A 20,473-nucleotide genomic window follows, 5' to 3' on the forward strand; every position below is an offset into this window, starting at 1 on the left:
CACATACCGACCCCATCCCGAGCAGGTTCGCTCAGTCGTCGGCCGCGACGACGAGGGTGAGTTGCCCCGCCGACCGGTCGATGAGCACGAGTTCGTGGAAACAGTCGTGCACACGCCCCCAGTCATGAAGCGCCTCATCGCCCAGCTCGCTGAGGTGGTAGAGCGCATCGGCCACCGCCAAGCGGTCGAAAACCTCGCGCCGCATGTCGGACTCCAGCTCGGTGGACACCTCCAGGAGGGGCTCCACCCACTCCCGCAGTATCCGAGCGGCATGCTCCTCACTGACCAGCTCGTCGAGGTCGGGGGTGATCACTCGTAGCCAGTACGGCCCGTGCCGAGCCCCGTCCGGCAGCACTCCCCCACCTGCATAGTCGTCACGGAACCGCTCATGCCCGATGAGTGCGGCAAGCAGCCCCGAGTCGTCCACGAGACCGCAGCATCCCCGGAGTCCGCGACGTCCGGGGAGACCGCAGCGAGCCCGAACCGCTTGATGTCTATCCACCGAAACCCGTGATCCTTCGGATCTGGGGCGTAGAGCCGGAGGTTGATGAAGACGCTTCCCTCGTGCGTGAGCCTGTTGTCCACGGCTCCAGCCTAGAAGGCAGGCGAAGGCACCTCCGTTCCCGCGTCGGAGGCTTGCGGCCAGGGAAGTCAGGGCCTGCGGTCTCGCGCGGAGGACGCACTGGGCGTCAGGGTCGACCCGGGCCTCGACGGGTGATCTCCAGCGGCAGGCAGCCTCGACTCCCCCGTACGACGGGAACGCACCCCCCAGGTGGCGGGAGTGTCCGTCGGGCCCGTCCCCGCGGGTGATTCCCGTTCTACCGTCGATCCTGTGACAATCAGCAGCGACGTACGGCCCGCGGCGTACGCACAACTACGACGAGGCGGAGCGCACGTGATCCGGGTCATGGTGGTCGACGACGAGGCGCTGGTGCGCTCCGGCTTCAAACTCATCCTGAACGCGGCAGCCGACATCGACGTCGTCGCGACCGCGGTCGGCGCCGAGGCGGTCGACACCGTACGGCGGGAAGCTCCCGACGTGGTGCTGCTGGACATCCGCATGCCGGACGTGGACGGGCTGACCGTGCTGGGGCAGCTGCGGGCCCTTCCCAAGCCGCCGGTGGTGGCCATGCTGACGACCTTCGACGCCGACGAGTACATCCTCACCGCGCTGCGCTCGGGTGCGGCCGGTTTCCTGCTCAAGGACACCGAGCCCGACCAACTCGCCCAGCTCGTACGAACCCTGGCCGCGGGCGGGGTCGTGATGTCACCGAAGGCATCCCGTGCCGTCTGGCAGAGCCATCCGGGAGCCGCGGCCGTCGACGACGAGGACGCCGCCCGCATCGGCCGGCTCACGGAACGCGAGCGCGAGGTTCTGGTGCTGGTCGCGGAGGGGCTGTCCAACTCGGAGATCGGTACGCTCGTTCATCTCAGCGCGGGCACGGTCAAGGACCATGTCAGCGCGATCCTCAGCAAGCTGCGGGTGGCCAGCAGGGTGCAGGCGGCCCTGCTCGCCCAGCGGGCGGGGCTGCTCGACGGTGGGCGGCGGTCGTCGGGACCCGGGCGATGACCGCGGCCAGGGCCTGGTGGGCACGGATCCCGGATCCGGTGCTCGACCTCGTGGTCGTCGCGATCGCCGTCGTGGACGTCGTGTTCTCCCTGGGGGACTCCACCCCCGTCTCCCAGGGCATGGCCGCGCTGGCGTGCGCCGCCCTCGTGGTGCGTCGGCGTTTCCCCCTTCCGGTCTTCCTTCTCACCCTTCCCGCCAGCCTCATGCTGGACGTCGTGTTCGCCCCGTTCGCCGCCCTCTTCACGCTTGCCGAACGCTCCCGTGACCGCCGCCTGCTCGTCTCCTGCGCCGTGATGTTCGCGGTTGCCTCCGCCACCCCATGGCCGCTGGACGACCTCAGCGCGCACGACCGCGCCTGGACCCTGGTCTATTTCTTCTACACGCTCGCCACCGCCGCGGCCCCGGTCCTGCTCGGTCAGCTCGTGCAGGCCCGCCGGGACCTGGCCCGCCGTATCGTCGAGATCGAGGAGGCGCGCGAGCACGAGCGCCTGCTGCACTCCCAGGCCGTGCTCGCGCAAGAACGCGCCCAGCTCGCCCGAGAGATGCATGACGTCGTCTCCCACCAGGTCAGCCTGATCGCCGTCCAGGCCGGCGCCCTCCAGGTCGCCGCCACCGACCCCGCGTTCAGGGAGGGCGCGCAGACCATCCGTTCCCTGAGCGTCGACACACTCGACGAACTGCGGCACATGGTCACCCTGCTGCGCGCCTCCGGGGGCCGGACCACGGAACTCACCCCGCAGCCCACCCTCGCCGACCTGCACAAACTCGTCGCGAGCAGCGGCATCGAGACCGAACTGACCGGCGAACTCCCGCCGGAGGTGGGCACCACCGCACAGCGCACCCTCTACCGCACCGTCCAGGAGGCCCTCACCAACGTCCGCAAACACGCCCCGGGTGCCCGTGCGACCGTACGGCTCTGGAGCGCCGACGACCGCGCCACCTTCGGTGTGACCATCACCAACACTCCACCCACCCGCCCGTCACTCCCCCTCCCCGGCTCCCGGCAGGGCCTGATCGGCCTCGGAGAGCGCGCCGAACTCCTCGACGGCACCTTCCGATCGGGTCCCACCCCGGAAGGCGGCTACGAAGTGAGCCTGCGGATCCCGGCCGACCGGGACTCCTGACCTTCCTCGACCGGGAAGAACTTCGCCCCGCTGAGTCACTCAGCGGGGCGAAACTGCTCGGTCCGACGTGGCGTACGGCATCACTTGAAGCGGAAGGAAGCCTTCACGTCTGCGCGGACTCGCGCACGGGGTGCGATCTCACGCGGCTTACGTCCCGCTATCGGGCGGCAGCCTTCTTCGCGCCCGAGAACGCGGCGAACGCTCCGAGGGCGAGGAACAGGAAGGTCATCGGGCTCGCCGTCTCGCTCCAACCCTCGGTCAGCACGTCGAAGTGGTCAACGAACAGCGAGGTGGCGGAGACACCGACTTCGTCAGCTCCGATCATCGCGATGCCGATGAGCTGGCCCAGGTAGACCGCGCCCAGCGACAGCAGTGCGCTGACCACCGGCAGGACCGGGTTGGGGCCGCCGATCCTGCCCGACGCGAAGCCGATGACGAAGCCGACACCGACGGCCGCGTAGCCGATCTGGTACTCGGTCGCGCCGATGATCCCGCCGTAGACACCGGCAGTGACCAGAGCCGTGACGACGGCGACGACCAGGCCCAGAGCGAGGTTGTTGCGGGCCTGCGCGACCGGGGGTGCGAACGGGGCCGGGGGAGGCACAGCGGCACCGGGCTGCTGGGCGAACGGGTTGCCGTCGGTGGGCTGCTGCGCGTAGGGATTGGCGGCGGTGGGCTGCTGTGCGTACGGATTGGCGTCGGCGGGCTGCTGGGCGAACGGGTTGCCGCCTGACGGAGGTGGAGATGACTGAGCCATGACAGGATTCCCCCATAAAACAGATGTGGTGAATGGCGTGATGTATGCGCACGAGTGTGCGACAAGACGCCGAAGACTAGCAGGCTCGACGATCCGCTTCACCAGGGATTGCGCGACGGATTCCAAGGGGGAAAACGGCCGGCGAAGCCATGCCGGCACCGCGGGAATCCCAGGACGAGCCCGCCGAGTATCCCGTGCGGCAGCGCGTCATCAGGGAGGCGGCGTACGACGGACCGCGCACGGACGGGCTCCGCGCCCGACTTCCACGCATGCTTCGAGCCGAGGGAAGCCTCGCCCTGTCTCGAACGGCTGCGCCGGGCCTATCGGTTCACCACCGAGACCATGTACCAGGCACTGGATTCGGTCAAGACAAGGGCGGCGCTTGGACGGATGCCGCGACGGCCCTGGGACCGCCGCGGCGCTCATTCTCACGTGTCGTCAGACGGTCACACCGTGCGGGCGGTGAACAGCAGGTACTCCCACTCCATGACCGTGCTGCCCGCCCCTTGGTCGTGCCGCTGGGCGAGTTCGGCGAGGTCCCGGTCCAGTGCGGCCGTGCGGGCTGGGTCGTCGGCGACGGCCCGGTAGGCCGCGATGGTCGGACCGTACCGCGCCTTGAAGTAGTCGCGGAACTCCTCGGGGCTCTTGAAACGGTCGACCAGCACCGTCTGCTTGCGTGCCTCGACGTCCGTGACCCGATCGCCGAGCAGCGCGCGGACGTGCGCCTCGTCCCCCCACAGGGGCGGGGGCTGCGCACCGGGCGGGGGCGGCGGCATGTAGGGCTTCATGGTGGCGAGCATCTGGCCGAGGAAGCCCTCGGGCGTCCAGCTGAGCAGGCCGATCGTGCCTCCAGGACGGCAGACGCGGACCAGTTCGTCGGCGGCGGCCTGGTGGTGCGGGGCGAACATGACCCCGACGCAGGACAGGACCGTGTCGAACGCGTCGTCCTCGAACGGCAACGCCTCCGCGTCGGCCTGTCGCCACTCCACCTCGACGCCCCGCTCCGCCGCGAGCCGCCGTCCGGCCTCGAACAGCTCCGGAGCCAGATCGCTCGCCACCACGCTCGCGCCGGCCAGCGCCGCGGGGATCGCCGCGTTGCCGGAACCGGCCGCCACGTCCAGCACCCGCGCGGCCTGCCCTCCCGCGCCGGAAGCACCCTGGCCGCTCCCGCCGCGCAGCCCGCACGCCTCGACCAGGATCGGACCCAGTTCGGGGATGATCTCGGCGGCCACGGCGGGGTAGTCACCCTGCGCCCACATCGCCCTGTGCTTGGCCTTCAGGGCGCGGTCGGCCTCGGCCGGGTCGGGAAGTTCGCTCACGACAGTTCTCCTTCTGCGCACATACGCGGAACCAGGACGGAACCAGGTCGACGGTGACGGGGCGAGCGAACAGGCCCGTCCGTCACGGAACGAAACGGTACAGAACGGAACAGAGTCCAGGAACGGGGTACACCGTCTCCTCCTACCAGATCTGTACCGGAGCGTCAGCATTCGGCCCCGTCCGGGGGCCGCCGGACTGGTCCTTCCGGCCATGGCCGCCTCCTCCGCGCGGTGCCGGGTCCCGTACGACCCGCCGCGCCCGTTCGCCGAAGCCGAGAGGCCGCTCGACGGCCGGCGTGTCGCCGACCGGGGCCACAGACGTGCAGTCCACGACACCCGCGTCGGCCCTCCGGTCACGTCGGGCGATCGAGGCGCTCGGCGCCTTCGGCACGCGGCGGGCCGGACGGTTCGGGGGACGAGCATCTCGACTCGAATCCGACGCGGCGGGACCGCACCGGTACGCGGTCGACGACACCGACGCCGACGCCGTTGCGCGAGAACGACGCCGGTGGTCCGGACGGGCCAGGGGCAGCGTCAGGCGGTCGGGCGGGTGTCACCCGCCCCCGCTGTCGCCACGCCGCGGCCGGTCGCCGCGGGTCACTCGCCGGCCGCCTCCTTGGCGATCCGGTCGAACTGGGCACCCATCGCCTCGGACAGCGCCATCGCGGCCGACAGCGGACGCACCATCACCGTGAACTCGTCGATGCGGCCCTGTGCGTCGAAGTGCAGGAAGTCGCAGCCCTGGAGCTTCTTGCCGGCGACGGTGGCGGTGAAGACGAGGGCATGGTCGCGCCCGTCGGGGTTGGCGATCTCGCGGACGTAGGTGAAGTCCTCGAAGACGCGGGCGACCCCGCGCAGGATGGCGGCGGTGATCGCCTTGCCCGCATACGGCTGGAAGGCGACCGGGCTGGTGAAGACGACGTCGTCCGCCAGCAGAGCGGCCACCGCGTCCATGTCGTCGCTCTCGACAGCCTTGCGGAAGGGGTGCATGAGCCTGCCTCCTATAGACAATTAATTGAATATCTGAGAAGGAGGCTAGAGGCTGGACTCAGCCTCTGTCCATGGGAAGGGGGATAGGAAGAGGACGAGTCACACTCATGTCGTTGATCAGTCACTCTTGCTGTTAGCGTGTGTGCCCATGGCACTGCGGAACGCGGTCATGGCCGCACTGTTGGAGGGCGAGGCGTCCGGGTACGACCTCGCGAAGGCGTTCGACGCTACGGTCGCCAACTTCTGGATGTCGACACCTCAGCAGCTCTATCGAGAGCTGGACCGTATGGAGACGGACGGGCTGGTCACGGCCCGTGTGGTCGAACAGGAACGCCGTCCCAACAAGCGGTTGTACTCGTTGACGGAGGCGGGGCGGGAGGCCGTCCGCGCCTACACCGCCGAGCCCCTGGGCAAACCTGCGGTGATCCGGGACGAGTTGCTGGTGAAGGTGCAGTGTCTGGACGCGGGCGACCTCGATGCCGTACGGCACGCCGTCACCGAGCGCATGGAGTGGGCGACGGCCAAGCTCGCCCGCTACGAGAGACTCCGTCTGCGTCTCCTCGACGGGCGCTCGGAGGAGGCGTACTTCGCCGAGGCGGAACGTATCGGCCCCTACCTCACCCTGCTGCGCGGGATGTCCTTCGAACGGGACAACCTCCAGTGGGGAGACATGGCACTGCGCAGGCTCGATCAGCGGGCGGCCATGCCGCAGGCGGGCGAGTAGGCCGGTTGGGCAAGGGCTGGGAGCCCTGGGAGCGGCGGGGGCAGCCACTCCCCCCGGCGGCCGGTCGTCATCCGCCCGGGGACAGGAGGCGTTCCAGGTGCTGCGGCAGGGGATACACCCGCTCCACGGGGAACAGCCGCCGGGCCTTGGTGGCGTGTCCTGTCTGCGTCAGTGCCGCGGCTTTGCGGACCTGGGGCGTGAGGTCCGTGAGGCTGACGATCCAGTCGTCGTTGAACGTGCGGATGAGGTCGCGGCCTATGCCGACCTGAATGCTGTAGTGGTTCAGGGCCGCTCCGCGCGACGAGCGTTCCGGGTCCCACTGCACGTGTACGGCCGCCCGGGCGACATCTGCCGGATCGGCGGTGGTGAGCACGGCCCGGGACAGGGCCTCCTCCCAGCCCTGCCGGGGCATCCGCACGGCGAGCACGCGCTCCTGGCCGGGTTTGCGAGCCCAGTTGCTGCGGTGCATGAGCCACAGGAACGAGGGCTTGATCCATGTCATCCGGCGGAACGAGAACGGCGCCACGAAGCGGCCGGCTCGCAGCGCCGCGTCGGCTATGGCGGGCGCGTATGCCTGATGGACGACGATCGTGTCGGCGTCGTAGTCCGCGCGGATCTCGTACTGGGGTGCCATGCACCGCACCCTGTCATCCGCTCGACCGACGTCGCGAACCCTTTTTGCCGCCTCGGCCGGTGCCGCACGTGTGCTTCCTCAAGCCCCCCGTCCGATCGCCCGTCGGTCACGGAGCTGCCACGGCGGCCGCGGCCAGGATGCGGTACAGGACGGGGACCGGGATCGCCGGGTTGGTGACCGCCGTGCGTGCCGTGTCGCGGTCGTGCAGCAGCCCGGCCAGGACACGGGCGGGCAGCCCGGGGTTGCGCGTCGCGTCGTCGCGGATGGAGGACTCGGGGTCGTTCAGGAGCCGCACCGCGTCGGCCGGTGACAGCCGGGGGTCCTCAGCCGCGCGGCGGCGCACCTCTGCTTCGGGGTCCCGTGCCAGACGTGCGACGTCTGCTGGTGTCGACTCCGGGTCGTCCAGGGCCAGGCGGCGCATTCGCCCGCTGAGGTCGCCTGCGTGGCGCAGCAGGCCCGTACGGGGGAAGTTGGGGTGGCTGCGGGGGCGGCCGGGGTGGGTGAAGCTGCCGTCCCACCAGCGCCAGACCTCCAGCAGCAGGTCCGCCGGCGCGTCGTCGCACGATTCGGCGAGGAACAGACGAACCGCACGGTCCTCGTCCCGTGCCAGGAGCTTCACCACATCCGGCGGGAGGTGCCGGGCCCGCGCCACACTGCGGCGGACCAGCGGGTGGGACGACGCGGAGAGACGGCGCATCGCGTCGGCGTCACCGTGCAGGTCGCGCACCCACGGCAGGGTGTGGGACATCAGCCTCGGGTCGAAGTCGTGGCGCACCGCGGCACGTTGCTCCTCGGTCAGGTCGGGGCGCACCGCCACCGCGGAGCGGATGTCATCCTGCGGGTCCTCCGCCAGTACGGCGACTCCGTGGGCGCTCAGACCGGGGTTGGCGGCCAGGGCCCGGCGGGCCTGCGCCTCCGCGTCCCGCACCAGCTCCGCCTCCAACTCGGGTGCGAGGCGGCACCGTTCGAGCGCCCGGCGCGGGTCGGGCAGCGCGGCGAAGATCTCGCGCGGCATGGGGACGCCCGTGTGGTGGGCGAGCAGCGCCGCCGTACGCACCGTGTCGTCGGTGTCGGCCAGCAGCCGCTCCCGCAGGGGCGCGGCCAGGTCGTCCCACCGGGCGCAGACAGCCGCCCGCACCCGGGGATCGTCATCGGCCGCGAGGCTCGGGAGATGCTTGGCGTGGAGTCCCGGAAACGCGGCGGCCAGAGCGCGGGACGGGCCGGTGAGGAACTCCTCGTACAGGTCCTCGGGGAGTTCGGCACCCCACTCGCAGGCATGCTCGGCCCAGAGCACGCGCCGGCTCGGCGAGGGTTCGGCGCGGACGAGGCGAATCCACTGATCGGACGTGAGCCTGGGCCGGAAGGTGTCGGCTGTCCTCGCGCGCACCCGTGGATCGGGGTGTGAGACGGCGGCGTCGAGAACGGCGGGCCGCTCGCAGCTGTGCAGGAAGCCGTTCGTGACATCCAGCAGCCGGATCAGCAGGTCGTCCGGCGCGGCCGGATTGGACCCGATGCCCTCGGCCCAGTGCAGGGGCCACGCGGGCCGGCCGGGCACCGCTGCCCACACGTCGGCGCGCTCGGCCTCCGTCTCGCGCCCGGCGGCCGCGGCGGCCTCCTCCAGCCGCTCGGGCAGCCGGTCCAGCGCGGTCACCCGGGAGCCGTCCGCGCCGGGCACCTCCGCGAGCAGCACCCGCCCGTCGAGGGAGAGCGCCACGAACCCGGGGTCCCCGGTCAGCCCCGGCACACCGACGCCGTCGTAACGGACGCGGGTCCACCACGCATCGTTGCCGCCGATCCTGTGTCCGAGGACGGCCACCAGGAACTCGCCGTCGGCGTCCGCGAGTCGGCGCCACCACCCGGCGTCGAGCGTCTCCCGCTCGGCACCGTCCGGCGCAGCGACCCCTCGGGCGATGCGCCAGCAGGCCTCCGGCGGGAACAGGCTTCCCGGGCGCATGTCCTCGACGACCGTCAGTCCGGCGCTCGGGAGCAGTTCGTGGAGTCTCTCGCGCTGATGCACGCGGCCATGATCGCCGCCGAATCGACGGTGGGACAAGGGTCTCAGCCCCGGCGCGGGACCTCGGCGGCCAAGGCGTGGAGGTCGCGCGCCGGGGCCGAGGCTCAGGGCTGCGGTTGTCCAGGCATCGGACCGTCCGGTGCGTTGATCTTGCCGAACGGCACATGCACGCTGGGTGTGCTGCGGGCGGTGCCGGTCAGGTGGCCCACCTGGTCGTCGAAGAAGATGTGGGGCCTCAGAATTTCCATGATCGCGCTCTTGTCTATGCCGCCGAGGAAGAAGGCGTTGTTGACGGTCACGCCCCAGTTCTTCAGGCTGCGCACCGACCGTTCGTGGGCGGGTGCGTCGCGGGCCGTGACGAGGGAGACGTGGACGCGGCTCGTGTAGCCGGCGTCCCCTGCCCGTCGCTCCTCCTCCCGCCGCTGGAGCGTGTTCACGCCTGCGAGGAAGTCACGCAGCGGGCCCGGGTCGTGCGGGGTGGCGGCGTTCGCCGTCTCGTGGAAGCGGAAGCCCTCGATGCCGTCGGCCTGGTAGACCTGTTCCGAAGCATCGTCGGCCAGGACTCCGTCGAAGTCGAAGGCGATCCGCAGATCCTGGTCGTCGCCCATATCCGCCACGGCCGGACCGATCACGCGCCCGGCGGGCAGCCCGAGCGCGACGGCCTCGCGGACGTCGTCCTCGTTCGCGGACAGGAACAGCGACATGTTCAGGGCAGGCATGAAGCGGTACGGCGAACGGCCCTGCATGAAGATCGCCCGGCTGATCGGCAGGTTGTGGCTCTGGATCGACCGCATGACCCGCAGTCCGGTGTCGGGATCGTTGCGGGACAGGATGATGACCTCGACCAGCGGGTCCTCGGGTGAGAGGTCGTTCAGGGACAACAGCCTGCGGATGAAGGGGAAGGCGACCCCCTTCCCGAGCGTGTCGTCCACGTGCTCCTCCTGGTAGGAGCGATAGGCGTCTTCACCCTGATCGCGGAAGACGGAGTCCGCCTCCGCCAGGTCGAACAAGGCACTGGAGGCGATGCCGACGACCAGACGGTTCCTGAGCTCGTAGACGGCCACGACGTCCTCCCCCGCACCGATGCGCACACGCCCCCACATGGTAATTCGCCGAACGCCGCGCAGTTGCCGGCGCCCGGGGCGCCCTGGGAGGCGGATGATCGCGGCGTCGGCGCACAAGGCGCTCCCCGGGCGCGCCGCACAACCACGTTGACCTGAAGCAGTGTCGGCCCCTGCGTTCGACGCTTGTCACCGGGACACCTCTGCGCTCCGGCCGGCCGTGATGGCGGTGAAGCGGGCAACCGCGGTGAGCAGCGCGACCGCCACGAGCAGTCCGCTCGCCCAGAGCGGCCCGGGGGCCCGGCACTGGTGCCGAGGGTGGCCGCGGCGATGACGGGGCCGACCGCGGCACCCATGGTGAGTGCGGCGGTCGCATACGAGCCGGCCATGGTGGGGGGCTCCCGCGGCCTCGTGGAGGACGCGTGTGATCAGGGTGCCGCCCACCGCGAACGACAACGCGCCCTGGACGAACACGAGGACGCACAGGGCGACCGGCTCGTCGGCCGGCAGCGCCAGGGCCGGCCAGCCGATGAGCGACTACGCGCCGCCGACGGCGATGACAGGACCGGGATGTCGGTCGGGCAGCCGCCCGGCGACGGTGACGCCTACGAAGGAGCCCGCACCGAACAGCACCAGGGTGACGGGGATCCACAGCTCGCCCGGTCCGGCGCTGTCCGTCACCAGGGGAGCGAGGAAGGTGAGGCCGGCGAAGGTGTCAGCGTTGACCAGCGCGCCGAGCAGCATCACCAGGATCAGCGGCTGCCTGGTGAGCTGGCGGGTTCCGCTCGCAGGGCCGGTGTGCCGGTCGCCACGGTCTCGTGACCTCCTGCCGGGATGCCCTTCAGGATGCCGAGAGCGGCCGGCAGGCAGAGAGCGGCGACAGCCCAGAACGTGGCACGCCGGCCGAGCCACGTCCCGAGCAGCGACCCGCCAGGAACGCCGGCGATCGTGGCCACCGTCGTCCCCGACGGCAGCACGGTCGGCGCGCGGCCCTTCCTGTCGGGCGGGACCAGCGTGGCGGCGGCCGTCAGGGCCACGGCGAGGAACCCCGCGTTCGCGAGCGCGGCGACCACCCGGTGGCGACCAGGACGGGAAAGCTCGGGGTGAGGGCACCCACTACGTGGGCTGCCGCGCAGGCGAGGACGAACCCGAGAAGGCCGGTGCGCTGGGGCCAGGTGCGGGCGAGCGCGGCCACCAGGGGGCGCCGACTACCAAGCCGACGGCGAACGCGAGGTGAGGATGCCCGTCGTCCCGATCGCGACGTCGAGATCCGAGGCGATGTCCGGCAACAGGACGGCCGGCATGGACTCCGAGGTACCCATGGCGAAGACCGCCACGGCGAGCAGATACAGCGGCAGGGGCATCGAGTGGCTCCGAGGTGAGGAGAGGCACGAGAGGGTCGTCTCGTCACCGCGGCCGGCCCCGAGCACCACGCGTCCCACCGCGAGAAGCGGCGTGACGGGAGGATACGAGCTCAGTGGTTCAGGGGGCTGACGGTGTGACCGCAAGCCTCCACCCCTGTCTGACTCCGGACTCGACATGGGCCGCACGCTCCCGACGATGCCCGCGCGAGCATCCTGCTTTCACGAGCGTGGACGCGCGTCACCGACGTCCCGCCCCGCGTGTCCCGGAGCATCTGCGCAGCCACACACCATGGTTGAGCGGACGGAGAGTGCCTGACGTGGATGAACCGGTCAGGCACTCGTTCATCGACGTCCTGGACGGGACGGATCAGCGCCGCAGGGTGAGGACACCGGGCCGCCAGGGCAGTTGGTTGTAGGGGCCGCTCGCGGAGGGGGACTTCCCCTGGTAGAGCAGCTGCAGGTTGCAGGGGTCGATGGTCATGGTCTGGTCGGGGTTGCTGCGGACCAGGTCGCCGTGGCTGATGTCGTTGGTCCAGGTGGCGCCGCTGTTGGCCTTGCCGGCGAAGGGGTTGTTCTCGCTGGCGGCCTGCGGGGTCCACGGACCGTTCAGGCTGGAGGCCGTGAACGAGCGGAAGAACCGCTGCTCGGTCGCGCCCCGCGCCTCGACGATCATGAGGTACTGGTTCTGCCCCTGGACCTTGTAGACCTGCGGCGCCTCGAACAGGTTCTTCGTCGTGTCACTCATGATCGTCGTGTACGACGAGCCGAAGCTGCCCGGGAAGTTCCCGAGCGGCATGCTCGCCCGGTAGATCTTGCCGTTGTCCCCGGCGAAGAACAGGTACATGTTCTGGCCGTCGGCGATCAGGGTCTGGTCGATCGGACCGGTGCCGGAGCCGGAGATGCTGCCGGTGAACAGCGGCTTCGGCGCGGACCAGCCGTTGGGGTTGGTGGGGTCGCTCGACGTGCGGTAGATGAAGGGCCACGCACCCCACTGGTATGCCAGCACCCAGACGTTCTTGGGTGCGAAGTAGAACAGCGTGGGCGCCACCGCGGCCTGGTTCATGCCGGCCTGGCCGGCCGAGGCCATGTCCGACCAGTTCGTGAAGGGACTGAACCGCATCGAGCCGTAGGAGTCTCCCGACACGTTCGACGCGTAGACCAGGTGCTTTCCGTTGTACCTCACGGTGGTGAAGTCCTTCACCGAGCGCCACCCGTTCGCCGGCTGCGCCAACGGGCCCGTCGAGGTCCACCGGTACGTCGACGGAAGGGAGCACGCGTTGGTGGCCGCCTGAGCGGGGTTGGCGACGAGCGACGCCGCTGTCGAGACCAGGGCCGCGACCGAGGCGGCCAGGACCATGGACAGACGTTTACGGGTGAAGTTCGCTTTACGCATGACGACCTCTTGATTCTCGAGTGAGGGGTTCCGGCCGGTCCCGTCGGAGCGGGCTGTCCGGACTGTCTTGCGGAGCTGGTCGCGGTGATGACCGCAGGGCGTGCGGACGACCGGGAGTACGCGTACAGGAATGGCACGTGCATGACATATCCATGAGCGACGTACTCCCTGCGGCTCGGCCTTTCAGCGGTCGCGCGCCCGGAAGTGCCCCACTCTGCGAGCGGGCAGGCCCGGCGCGTGCGTGATATCGAACAAGGGGCGAAGTGTCGATCAATCGGATCATAGGGAACCGACAGCCGACGTCAATACTTCACGCAAGATTCGTGAACGACGCCGAATTTTTCGAATCGCCGCGCGCTCCTTCCGCGGTCGACCGAGCGCGGGACGCGAGACAACACGACTGCCGGTGACCGCATCCAGTCACCGGCAGGGAGTTCGGTCAGCCCTCCTCAGGGCCGCAGATGCGGCGAGCACCTTGCAGCGGTGAACACCGGGCCGGGCGCACGGCGAGGCGACCCCGGACGCGAGCCGCTCACGCGCCGCTGCGCACCCTCGGGGTCAGCGAGCCGGCGCCACCCTCTCGAACAGGTACATTCCGACGATTTTCCCCTTGATCGCCACGCGTTGCCCCGACGACAGCCACTTGTCGCGCGACTCCTCGCCCAGCTGTACGTGGATGTACTGAGCGGTGTGCAGCTTCCAGCCGACATCCTCGATGCGCGAGAGCAGGTCGCTGCGCGGCGAGGGGGGCGCGGCGCTCTGGTCCGGCTTGATCTTGGCCACGGCCGGGGAGCCCAGGTCCAGTCCGGTATTGCCGTAGGGGTTCAGGCTCCCTGAGCTGCGCTGGTCGATCTCCGTCTCGAACCAGCCGTCACCGCGTTCGAAAGCCAGGCGGGCCTGTTCGAGGATGGGGCCCTGGAACCGCTCCACGAACTCGTTCCATTGCTCGACAGCAGCGGTCTCCCGGACCTCCGCACGAGCCGCAAGCTCGTCCTGCCTGCTCTGCCACCGCTCCTGGAACCCCATCGGTATCTCCTCACCTCGGCCGGCCATCGAGTGCGGCGGCCGTACTGCCCGCTGCCTACACCAGACGACTCGAACGCGGCAAGGCCAGCAGCGCTGTTCCGCCGACGTCGACGGGCTGCCCGGCTCGGGCGACGTGACAGCCACTCCGTGACGCCCGTCACTGTGGACGCCGGGCAGGAACTCACGGTCGATGGACACAACGAAACTTTCGCTGATCGTCAGTCGGCGGGTGAACGGAAACCCCGGAACGCGGACGCGTCTACCGATCACGCATGCAGCGGGACCGGGAGCGTCCGGTCGGCCGCTGGGGAGCCGTTCCGGTCGGGGTCCGTCACCGCGGCATGATCCACCCAGGGCGCAACCGGAAGCGGAAGCGGTCGTCCAGTAGGTGACACGCTGGACGTCATTGGCGTACAGCGTCGGGACGGGCATGGGGACGTCGATCGGCTTGCCCGCGGGTGCTGCCGGCCTTGCTCCGCTGGAGGCTGAGCGTGATGCTCTTGGCCTCGTATTCGTCCATGGGGCCGTTGACGAGCAGAGCGGCATACGCCTCCGACCCGGAGCGAGAGTGACAGGTACCCCCCGGGGGCGCATCGCTTTCCTTGATCACGCGAGCCGTGGCGTGTTGCGACCGGCGCCGAGCCTTACGAGGGGGTAGCGGTAGAGGTTGCACTTCTAGTCGCCGGCGTTCTGGACGGTGAGCAGGAGGTACCTGGCGACCTTGCCGTCCGCGGGCTCCTTCGTGGCCGCGACCCCGAGGACCTTCTGGGAGCAGGCGGCGACGGTGGCCTTGGCGTCGCTGCCGCTGCCACCCGGGCGGTGCTTCGCCGCGGCGTCGGCCCTGTCCTTGACCGTCTGCGGCCCGGTGGCGGATGCCTGCACCGACACACCGCATCCGAGAGCCGACCCGGACGACTTCCTGCGCCGGCTGGCACTGACCGGCGACGCGGCCACTCCGTCGTCGACGAGGAGGCCGAACCGGGCCTGTACTCGGTCGCCGTACCGGTCCGTGACTTCACCGGCGCGGTCGCCGCCGAACAGGTCGTCGGACCGCGGCGACGCCTGGAGCCCCAGGACGCAGGAGTGCGTGGCCGCCGCCCAGCGCTGAGGCCGCCAGCTGGAGACCGCCCTGCTCGGCGCCTGACCGAGCACCGACGGAGGGCGCCGGACGCGGCCGGAGAGGCAGGCATGGCTCCCACACGACTGCCGGTGGGGGCGGTTGTGACGAGAGGACGGGCGCAGCCGTGCAACCGTCCCTGCCGCTCGGGCGTACAGGTAGGGAGAGTGCCTGGAAGCCGTCCCGGATCAGGACACGACGGCACGGGCACACGGATGGATGCGAGTACGACGACATGGATGCAATCCACGACGACATAGCGGAGCTGGCGCTCCTGCTGACGCGCCTGAAGGAGCGCACGGACCGCAGCTACGCGGTGCTGGCCCGGCGACTGGGCATGCATGCCTCCACGCTGCACCGCTACTGCGCGGGGGAGGTCGTTCCCACGGACTTCAACGGGATCGAACGGTTCGCCGCGCTCTGCGGAGCCTCCCCCCAGGAACGCGTGGAGTTGCACCGCCGGTGGATCCTGGCCGTCGCGGCGCGGCAACGCTCACGCGCATCCGAAGGGCGGAGGACACCCCCGCCCCGCGCCACCCGCGCCACCCGCGCCACCCGCGCCACCCGCGCCACCCGCGCCACCCGCGCCACGGCATCGGCCGCATCCGAGCCCGGCGACACCACGCATGCGGCCGCCGCCGGCTCCGCGCCTCACGGCCCCCGCACCGCGACCTCGGCGCCCCACGACACCGCTGCTGCCGCCTCCGCCGCACGCGCGCCCGACAGCGATCCGGCGGGCAGGGCACCCGAGCCTGCCGCACCGGCCGAGAGGCAGCCGCGTGCCGGGCGCCCCCGGCGCCGGCCCGCGCGGTCGCTGGCACTGGCCGCCTCACTGGCCCTCACGTTCGCCGGCCTCGCCTCATCCGCCGCCGGACACCCCTCGGGTGACGGCGAGGCGTCGGCTTCCGCCCGCACCGCACCGAAGCTCCCCGTCTCGGCCCCGCACCGCGACGGCGGCCCGCGATCCGCTGCCGCGCCCCCCGCCGGTGATCACGATTCGCCGGCATCCGCCCGCACCACACCGGAGCCCTCGGAGCCGGCCCCGCGCGGCGAGGGCGGCTCGCAGAGGACCCGGGCGAGCGCCGACCCGCTCCCGCCGAAGGTCCCCCTCACCTGGACGGCCGACTCCCAGCTCTGGCAGCACGAGTGCGCCCATGACTACGTCATCGCCAAGCCCCCGCAGCAGGTCCCACCGCCGCCGTCCCCGACGGACGCCGCGGTGTGGGCCGCGTCCCAGGGGGCGGTGCACGGGCGCACCACCGATCTGCGGATCTCGGTGCAGGGACGCGGCTCCGGCGCCGTCGTGCTGGAGGCGCTGCGTGTCCGCGTGGTCGACCGCAGCATGCCCGCCGCCGACCGGGGCATCGCCTACTCCACGTACGAAGGCTGCGGCGCCATCCTCATCCCCCGCCACTTCTCCGTGGACCTCGACGAGGGCCGGCCGCTGGCCCGTTCCGTGCCGAGCAACGACCCGGACAGGCCGGGTCCCGCGATCGGCTTCCCCTATCAGGTGTCCCTGCGGAAGCCCGAGGTCCTGCTGGTCTCCGCGCAGACCGAGTCCTGTACCTGCGACTGGTACCTCGAACTCGACTGGTCCTCCCAGGGTCGCACCGGCACCGTGCAGATCGACGACCACGGCCGTCCGTTCCGCACCACCAGCATCGAGGGGCTGACGCAGTACTGGTACCGGAACCCGCAGGGCTGGATCCCCATGAGCGCGGCCCCCGACACGGCGGAGGCCGGCGACTGACGAGGCCGGCAGGAGCCACAGCCCGCCCGGCCTTGCTACGCGACGCCGAAGCGTGCCCCTTTCCTGCGTCCGCGAATGTACTGCCTGCGGTCGCCCCCTTCTTCGGGAAAGCCTTGATCGGCCTTTCGGTTCGAGTGACGAACACCGTCAATGGGATCTGCTCGTCCCCCGAAAGAAGACTTTCATGCGAGCGGACGGAGTGGTGTGGAATCTCCGGTGCGCGTTCCCAATGATTCGAACAAAATGGGCGGCCGGAGAGGTCACGGGAAGGCGGGTGATCATCGCGGTCGGACCGCCTCCAGCCCCATCCCCGGGCAGCGCACCCGAGGAACTGGCGATGACTTCCGTTTGACGGCGCCTTCCTTGGAAACACGTCTGGCGAATCGAACGCAAGGGAGAATCACTGCCATGAGCATCATCGCGTGGATAGCTATCGGTCTGCTCGCCGGGGCTGTGGCCAAGGCGCTCATGCCGGGCAAGGACCCGGGTGGAATCATCGTCACCATGCTCATCGGTATCGCCGGAGGTCTGCTCGGAGGATTCCTCGGCAAGGTGATATTCGGAGTCGACTCGATCGACGGCTTCTTCGATCTTTCCACCTGGATCGCGGCCATTGTCGGGTCCGTCATCCTCCTCGCGCTGTACCGGCTGTTCACGAACCGCGGACACCGGCGCGGGCACGCTCACGCCTGACGGGCCGCGAAGGCGGAGGCGGAGGCGTGGTGGGGAGCACCCCCCGGAAGTGAAACAAGTGAAGGACGCGAGCGCCCCCGTCGGCAGACGGGGGCGCTCGCTGTCGTCGGCAGATCGCCCCGCCCCCGCCCAGATGGGCCTGGGCGGTCCGCGCGTCCGACGCGGCTTCCTCGCACCGGGCACGTCACTCGACGGCGGTCGCGCCGGGACCATGCCGCCGTGCGCGGTGATAGCGCTCGGCAAGCCGTGCGAGGGCGACCGCGGCCAGGAGGAGGCCGAAGTCGCGCAGTGCGATGTCGTAGTGGCCGGGGACCGTCAGGAGGTTGACGATGATGCCGACCAGCCAGCCGGCCACCAGCCAGGCCCCGAAGCGGGGAGCGAGCGCGACGGCGATCCCGGCCACGATCTCGATCACGCCTGCGCCATGCATGGCTGCCTGCGCACTGCCGGGAACGAGGTCGTCGATCCACGGCGCGAGGTAGACGGGCCAGTCCACGAGCAGGTTGCACCCTCGTCGCGGGCCAGCCGTTCGACCAGGCCGTGGAACTCGTGCCGCGCCTGGGGATCGAAGCCGGTGGTCGGCTCGTCCAGGAAGAGGAGCTCGGGGCGGCCGACGATGCCGAGCGCGACGTCCAGTCGTCGGCGCTGGCCGCCGGACAGCCGGTCGACCTGCCGGCCGGCCTGCTCGGCCAGACCGACCAGGGCCAGTAGTTCGGCCGGGTCACGAGGGTCGGGGTAGTACGTGGCGAAGTGGGTGAGCAGCTCGGCGACCCGCCAGCGACGGTGGTCGCGCCAGGACTGCAGGACCAGTCCGATCCGGCCGCGCCACGCGTCGTCGCCCCGCTCCGGGTCCGCACCCAGGACGCTCACCTCGCCGGTGGAGCGCCGCCGGAAACCCTCCAGGATCTCGACCGTGGTGGTCTTCCCCGCGCCGTTGGGGCCGAGGAGCGCGAGGACCTCACCGCGGTGGACGTCCAGGTCGACACCGTGGAGGACGTCGATGTCCCCGTAGGTCATCGTCACGTCGCGTGCACGGACGACAGGCCGGCGGGGTGCGCGTGTCGGTGTCATCGTGCTGCCTCCGAGGTCTGCCGCCGTGAGGGCGGTGCCTCGGTGGAGGCGGCAGGACCGGTGGCACCCTCGACGATCGACCGCAGTGCGCAGACGTGCCCTTCGAACGCGGTGCGGCCGTGGTCCGTCAGCCGCACTCTGGTGCGCCGCTTGCGTCCGCCGCCTTCCTTGTGAAGCTCCAGGTATCCCGCTTCCTGCAGGGTGTGCAGCTGCTTGGAGAGCGCGGAGTCGCTGAGCGAGAGGCTGTCGCGTACGAACGCGAAGTCCGCCCATTCGGTGGCGGCGAGCAGCGCGACGACCGAGAGCCGGGTGGCAGGGTGGATCAGTTCGTCGAAGCCGGCGGGGGTGCTCATCGGTCCGCCTCCGCGTCGGCCGCTTCCGTGTCCGTCGCCGACGTCCGGCGGTCCCGCGCCGACCCGGCGGCCCAGCGGCTCGTCGGCCCGACGAACAGCACGAAGACCGTCGCCGAGACCGTGGCCTGGATCAGACCGGCGTGCATCGGCGGCAGCGAGTCGACCAGCCGGCCGGACAACAGGACCGTCCCGCCGGTCACCACCGCCCCCGCGACGAATGAGGCGAACATCCGTCGTGTGCACCGGGTGTGGTGCAGGCGCACCCTGCTGCGCCGGTTGTGGAGCACGGCCACGGCACTCAGCAGGGCGACGTAGACCGCCATGGCCATCCCCACGCCCCAGCCGGGCAGGTCCAGGCCCAGAGCGGCCAGAAGCAGCCACATGAGCGCGGCCGTGGCCCACAAAGACCCCGAACTGCCGGCGGCGGACCGCTCGACCTCGTCGTACACCCGCTCCTGCGGCACACGGATGCGCTGCAGGTCCTGCCATGCCTGTTCGGCATCGATCGGTGCGCTCATGTTCCCCCGTGCCCTCCCCATTTGACTTTCCTACATGGAAAGTCATCCCCTGCCTTCCTGGTAGGCAAGTGCGGCAGCGGCATCAACGGGGCCGAGCTGTCACGCCACCGCGTTCAGCAAGTCGGCCAGTACGTCGGGCCGTTCGAGGGCGAGGAAGTGGCCCGCCCGCGGCACCTGCGTGAAGGCGGCGTCCGGCAGCAGCCGCTGGTTCGCCGCCCGGTCCGAGGGCCGGGACCAGTCATGCTCGCCGTAGACGAGGTGCACAGGTGCCTTGACCTCGGGGTAGCGCGAGCGGGCCGCGATGAGGGTGGGCAGGGCCTGGTACACGGCTCGGGCGACGGACGGGTAGCCGGGGCGGCCGCCGACCCGGAGGAGTTCGTCCACGTAGTCCTCCCGCAGTGCGCTCCGGTCGCCGAGGCCGCCCCGGAGGATCCTGCCGAGGGCGGACCTCGGCTCCACTCCCGCGATCAGCGGGCCCAGCCCGGGCGCCAGCACTCCGCTCACCACCACACGGGCGAGGAGGCCGGACCGGGCGATCCCACCACGGAAGTCGTAGGAGTTGACCGCGACGACACGCCGTACCCGCTCCGGGAGGTCGGCCGCGGTGGTCAGGGCGAGCACCGCCCCCATGGACTCCCCCGCCAGGGTCACATCGTGGAGGTCGAGTCCGGTGAGGAGCCGGCGGACACCGGCGCGCATGGCCGGCTCGTCGTAGGACGCCCCGGGCACGATCTCGGAGTGGCCCATCCCCGGCAGGTCGAGGGCGTACACGGTGTAGTGCTCCGCGACGAGCGGGATGAGGTGGCGGAAGTGCTCGGCCTGGGTGCGTACGGTGTGCAGCAGGACGAGGGGTGCGCCGGTGCCGGCCCTGAGGTAGCGCAGTGCTCCCTCGTGGCCGTGCCCTCCCGCGCGCGGGGCGATGGAGTGGCTGGTGGTCCCCGGGATCTCGATGGTGGGGCGTGACTCGTGGCTGGACATCTCGCCGGCTCCTGCCG

General features: G+C 70.7%; 17 protein-coding genes and 4 pseudogenes. 5 read left to right on the plus strand and 16 right to left on the minus strand.

The genetic code is table 11. From position 1 onward, the window contains the following. Positions 1–31: 31 nt before the first annotated feature. The gene (locus ACFU5F_RS03510) at positions 32–427 is read right to left on the minus strand and encodes a hypothetical protein (RefSeq protein WP_383881305.1); all 396 of its coding nucleotides are present in this window, start codon (positions 425–427) and stop codon (positions 32–34) included. Positions 428–907: 480 nt separating this feature from the next. Between ACFU5F_RS03510 and ACFU5F_RS03515 the strand changes: the two genes are divergently transcribed. Then, the gene (locus ACFU5F_RS03515; protein ID WP_383881585.1) at positions 908–1,570 is read left to right on the plus strand and encodes a response regulator; all 663 of its coding nucleotides are present in this window, start codon (positions 908–910) and stop codon (positions 1,568–1,570) included. Then, the gene (locus ACFU5F_RS03520; RefSeq protein ID WP_383881308.1) at positions 1,567–2,694 is read left to right on the plus strand and encodes a sensor histidine kinase; all 1,128 of its coding nucleotides are present in this window, start codon (positions 1,567–1,569) and stop codon (positions 2,692–2,694) included. Before ACFU5F_RS03515 ends, ACFU5F_RS03520 begins: the two co-directional genes overlap by 4 nt. Positions 2,695–2,851: 157 nt before the next feature. Here the strand turns inward: ACFU5F_RS03520 and ACFU5F_RS03525 are convergent, their stop codons facing one another. The 3 genes from ACFU5F_RS03525 to ACFU5F_RS03535 form a co-directional block, all read right to left on the minus strand. Then, the gene (locus ACFU5F_RS03525) at positions 2,852–3,451 is read right to left on the minus strand and encodes a hypothetical protein (RefSeq protein WP_383881311.1); all 600 of its coding nucleotides are present in this window, start codon (positions 3,449–3,451) and stop codon (positions 2,852–2,854) included. A 446-nt stretch (positions 3,452–3,897) separates the two neighbouring features. Then, the gene (locus ACFU5F_RS03530) at positions 3,898–4,770 is read right to left on the minus strand and encodes a class I SAM-dependent methyltransferase (protein WP_383881314.1); all 873 of its coding nucleotides are present in this window, start codon (positions 4,768–4,770) and stop codon (positions 3,898–3,900) included. Positions 4,771–5,367: 597 nt separating this feature from the next. Beyond that, positions 5,368–5,760: a nuclear transport factor 2 family protein gene (locus ACFU5F_RS03535; RefSeq protein WP_383881317.1), complete on the minus strand. Its 393-nt coding sequence runs from the start codon at positions 5,758–5,760 to the stop codon at positions 5,368–5,370. A 148-nt stretch (positions 5,761–5,908) separates the two neighbouring features. Between ACFU5F_RS03535 and ACFU5F_RS03540 the strand changes: the two genes are divergently transcribed. Further along, on the plus strand, positions 5,909–6,484 hold the full coding sequence (locus ACFU5F_RS03540) for a PadR family transcriptional regulator (RefSeq protein WP_383881320.1): 576 nt from the start codon (positions 5,909–5,911) through the stop codon (positions 6,482–6,484). Between the two features lie 67 nt (positions 6,485–6,551). Here the strand turns inward: ACFU5F_RS03540 and ACFU5F_RS03545 are convergent, their stop codons facing one another. From ACFU5F_RS03545 to ACFU5F_RS03575, 7 genes and pseudogenes are all read right to left on the minus strand, one after another. Next, a complete protein-coding gene (locus tag ACFU5F_RS03545; RefSeq protein WP_383881323.1) occupies positions 6,552–7,118 on the minus strand; it encodes a DUF4291 domain-containing protein in 567 nt (188 codons plus the stop codon). Positions 7,119–7,224: 106 nt separating this feature from the next. Further along, positions 7,225–9,135 carry a hypothetical protein gene (locus ACFU5F_RS03550; RefSeq protein ID WP_383881326.1) on the minus strand — a complete coding sequence of 637 codons (1,911 nt, stop codon included), beginning with the start codon at positions 9,133–9,135 and terminating at the stop codon, positions 7,225–7,227. 101 nt (positions 9,136–9,236) lie between these two features. Further along, complete coding sequence (locus ACFU5F_RS03555; RefSeq protein WP_383881588.1) at positions 9,237–10,196, minus strand: 5'-nucleotidase; 960 nt, start codon at positions 10,194–10,196, stop codon at positions 9,237–9,239. Between the two features lie 186 nt (positions 10,197–10,382). Next, positions 10,383–11,557: pseudogene (locus ACFU5F_RS03560) on the minus strand (Cmx/CmrA family chloramphenicol efflux MFS transporter). 367 nt (positions 11,558–11,924) lie between these two features. Continuing rightward, positions 11,925–12,830: pseudogene (locus ACFU5F_RS03565) on the minus strand (non-reducing end alpha-L-arabinofuranosidase family hydrolase); the annotation flags it as partial. 678 nt (positions 12,831–13,508) lie between these two features. Then, positions 13,509–13,976 carry a hypothetical protein gene (locus tag ACFU5F_RS03570; RefSeq protein ID WP_383881329.1) on the minus strand — a complete coding sequence of 156 codons (468 nt, stop codon included), beginning with the start codon at positions 13,974–13,976 and terminating at the stop codon, positions 13,509–13,511. 675 nt (positions 13,977–14,651) lie between these two features. Next, complete coding sequence (locus ACFU5F_RS03575) at positions 14,652–15,128, minus strand: hypothetical protein (RefSeq protein ID WP_383881332.1); 477 nt, start codon at positions 15,126–15,128, stop codon at positions 14,652–14,654. Between the two features lie 200 nt (positions 15,129–15,328). On the opposite strand from ACFU5F_RS03575, the gene ACFU5F_RS03580 reads away from it, so the two are divergent. Both ACFU5F_RS03580 and ACFU5F_RS03585 read left to right on the plus strand, forming a co-directional pair. Further along, positions 15,329–16,843, plus strand: coding sequence for a helix-turn-helix domain-containing protein (locus ACFU5F_RS03580; RefSeq protein ID WP_383881335.1), 1,515 nt, complete (start codon positions 15,329–15,331; stop codon positions 16,841–16,843). Positions 16,844–17,251: 408 nt separating this feature from the next. Further along, positions 17,252–17,536 carry a GlsB/YeaQ/YmgE family stress response membrane protein gene (locus ACFU5F_RS03585; protein ID WP_383881338.1) on the plus strand — a complete coding sequence of 95 codons (285 nt, stop codon included), beginning with the start codon at positions 17,252–17,254 and terminating at the stop codon, positions 17,534–17,536. A 184-nt stretch (positions 17,537–17,720) separates the two neighbouring features. On the opposite strand, the pseudogene ACFU5F_RS03590 reads toward ACFU5F_RS03585, so the two are convergent. From ACFU5F_RS03590 to ACFU5F_RS03610, 5 genes and pseudogenes are all read right to left on the minus strand, one after another. Further along, positions 17,721–18,065, minus strand: a pseudogene (locus ACFU5F_RS03590) (hypothetical protein); the annotation flags it as partial. Further along, a pseudogene (locus ACFU5F_RS03595) lies at positions 18,038–18,607 on the minus strand (ABC transporter ATP-binding protein); the annotation flags it as partial. The pseudogenes ACFU5F_RS03590 and ACFU5F_RS03595, both read right to left, overlap by 28 nt. Then, positions 18,604–18,960, minus strand: a complete 357-nt coding sequence (locus ACFU5F_RS03600; protein WP_383881341.1) for a transcriptional regulator — start codon at positions 18,958–18,960, stop codon at positions 18,604–18,606. The pseudogene ACFU5F_RS03595 and the gene ACFU5F_RS03600, both read right to left, overlap by 4 nt. Beyond that, positions 18,957–19,478, minus strand: a complete 522-nt coding sequence (locus ACFU5F_RS03605; RefSeq protein ID WP_383881344.1) for a hypothetical protein — start codon at positions 19,476–19,478, stop codon at positions 18,957–18,959. The genes ACFU5F_RS03600 and ACFU5F_RS03605 overlap by 4 nt, the downstream gene beginning before the upstream one ends. Before the next feature lie 99 nt (positions 19,479–19,577). Beyond that, entirely contained in the window at positions 19,578–20,456 is an 879-nt protein-coding gene (locus ACFU5F_RS03610) for an alpha/beta fold hydrolase (protein WP_383881346.1), read from the minus strand. Positions 20,457–20,473: the final 17 nt, after the last annotated feature.

Source organism: Streptomyces sp. NPDC057438, from assembly GCF_042802995.1.
Classification (GTDB): Bacteria; Actinomycetota; Actinomycetes; order Streptomycetales; family Streptomycetaceae; genus Streptomyces.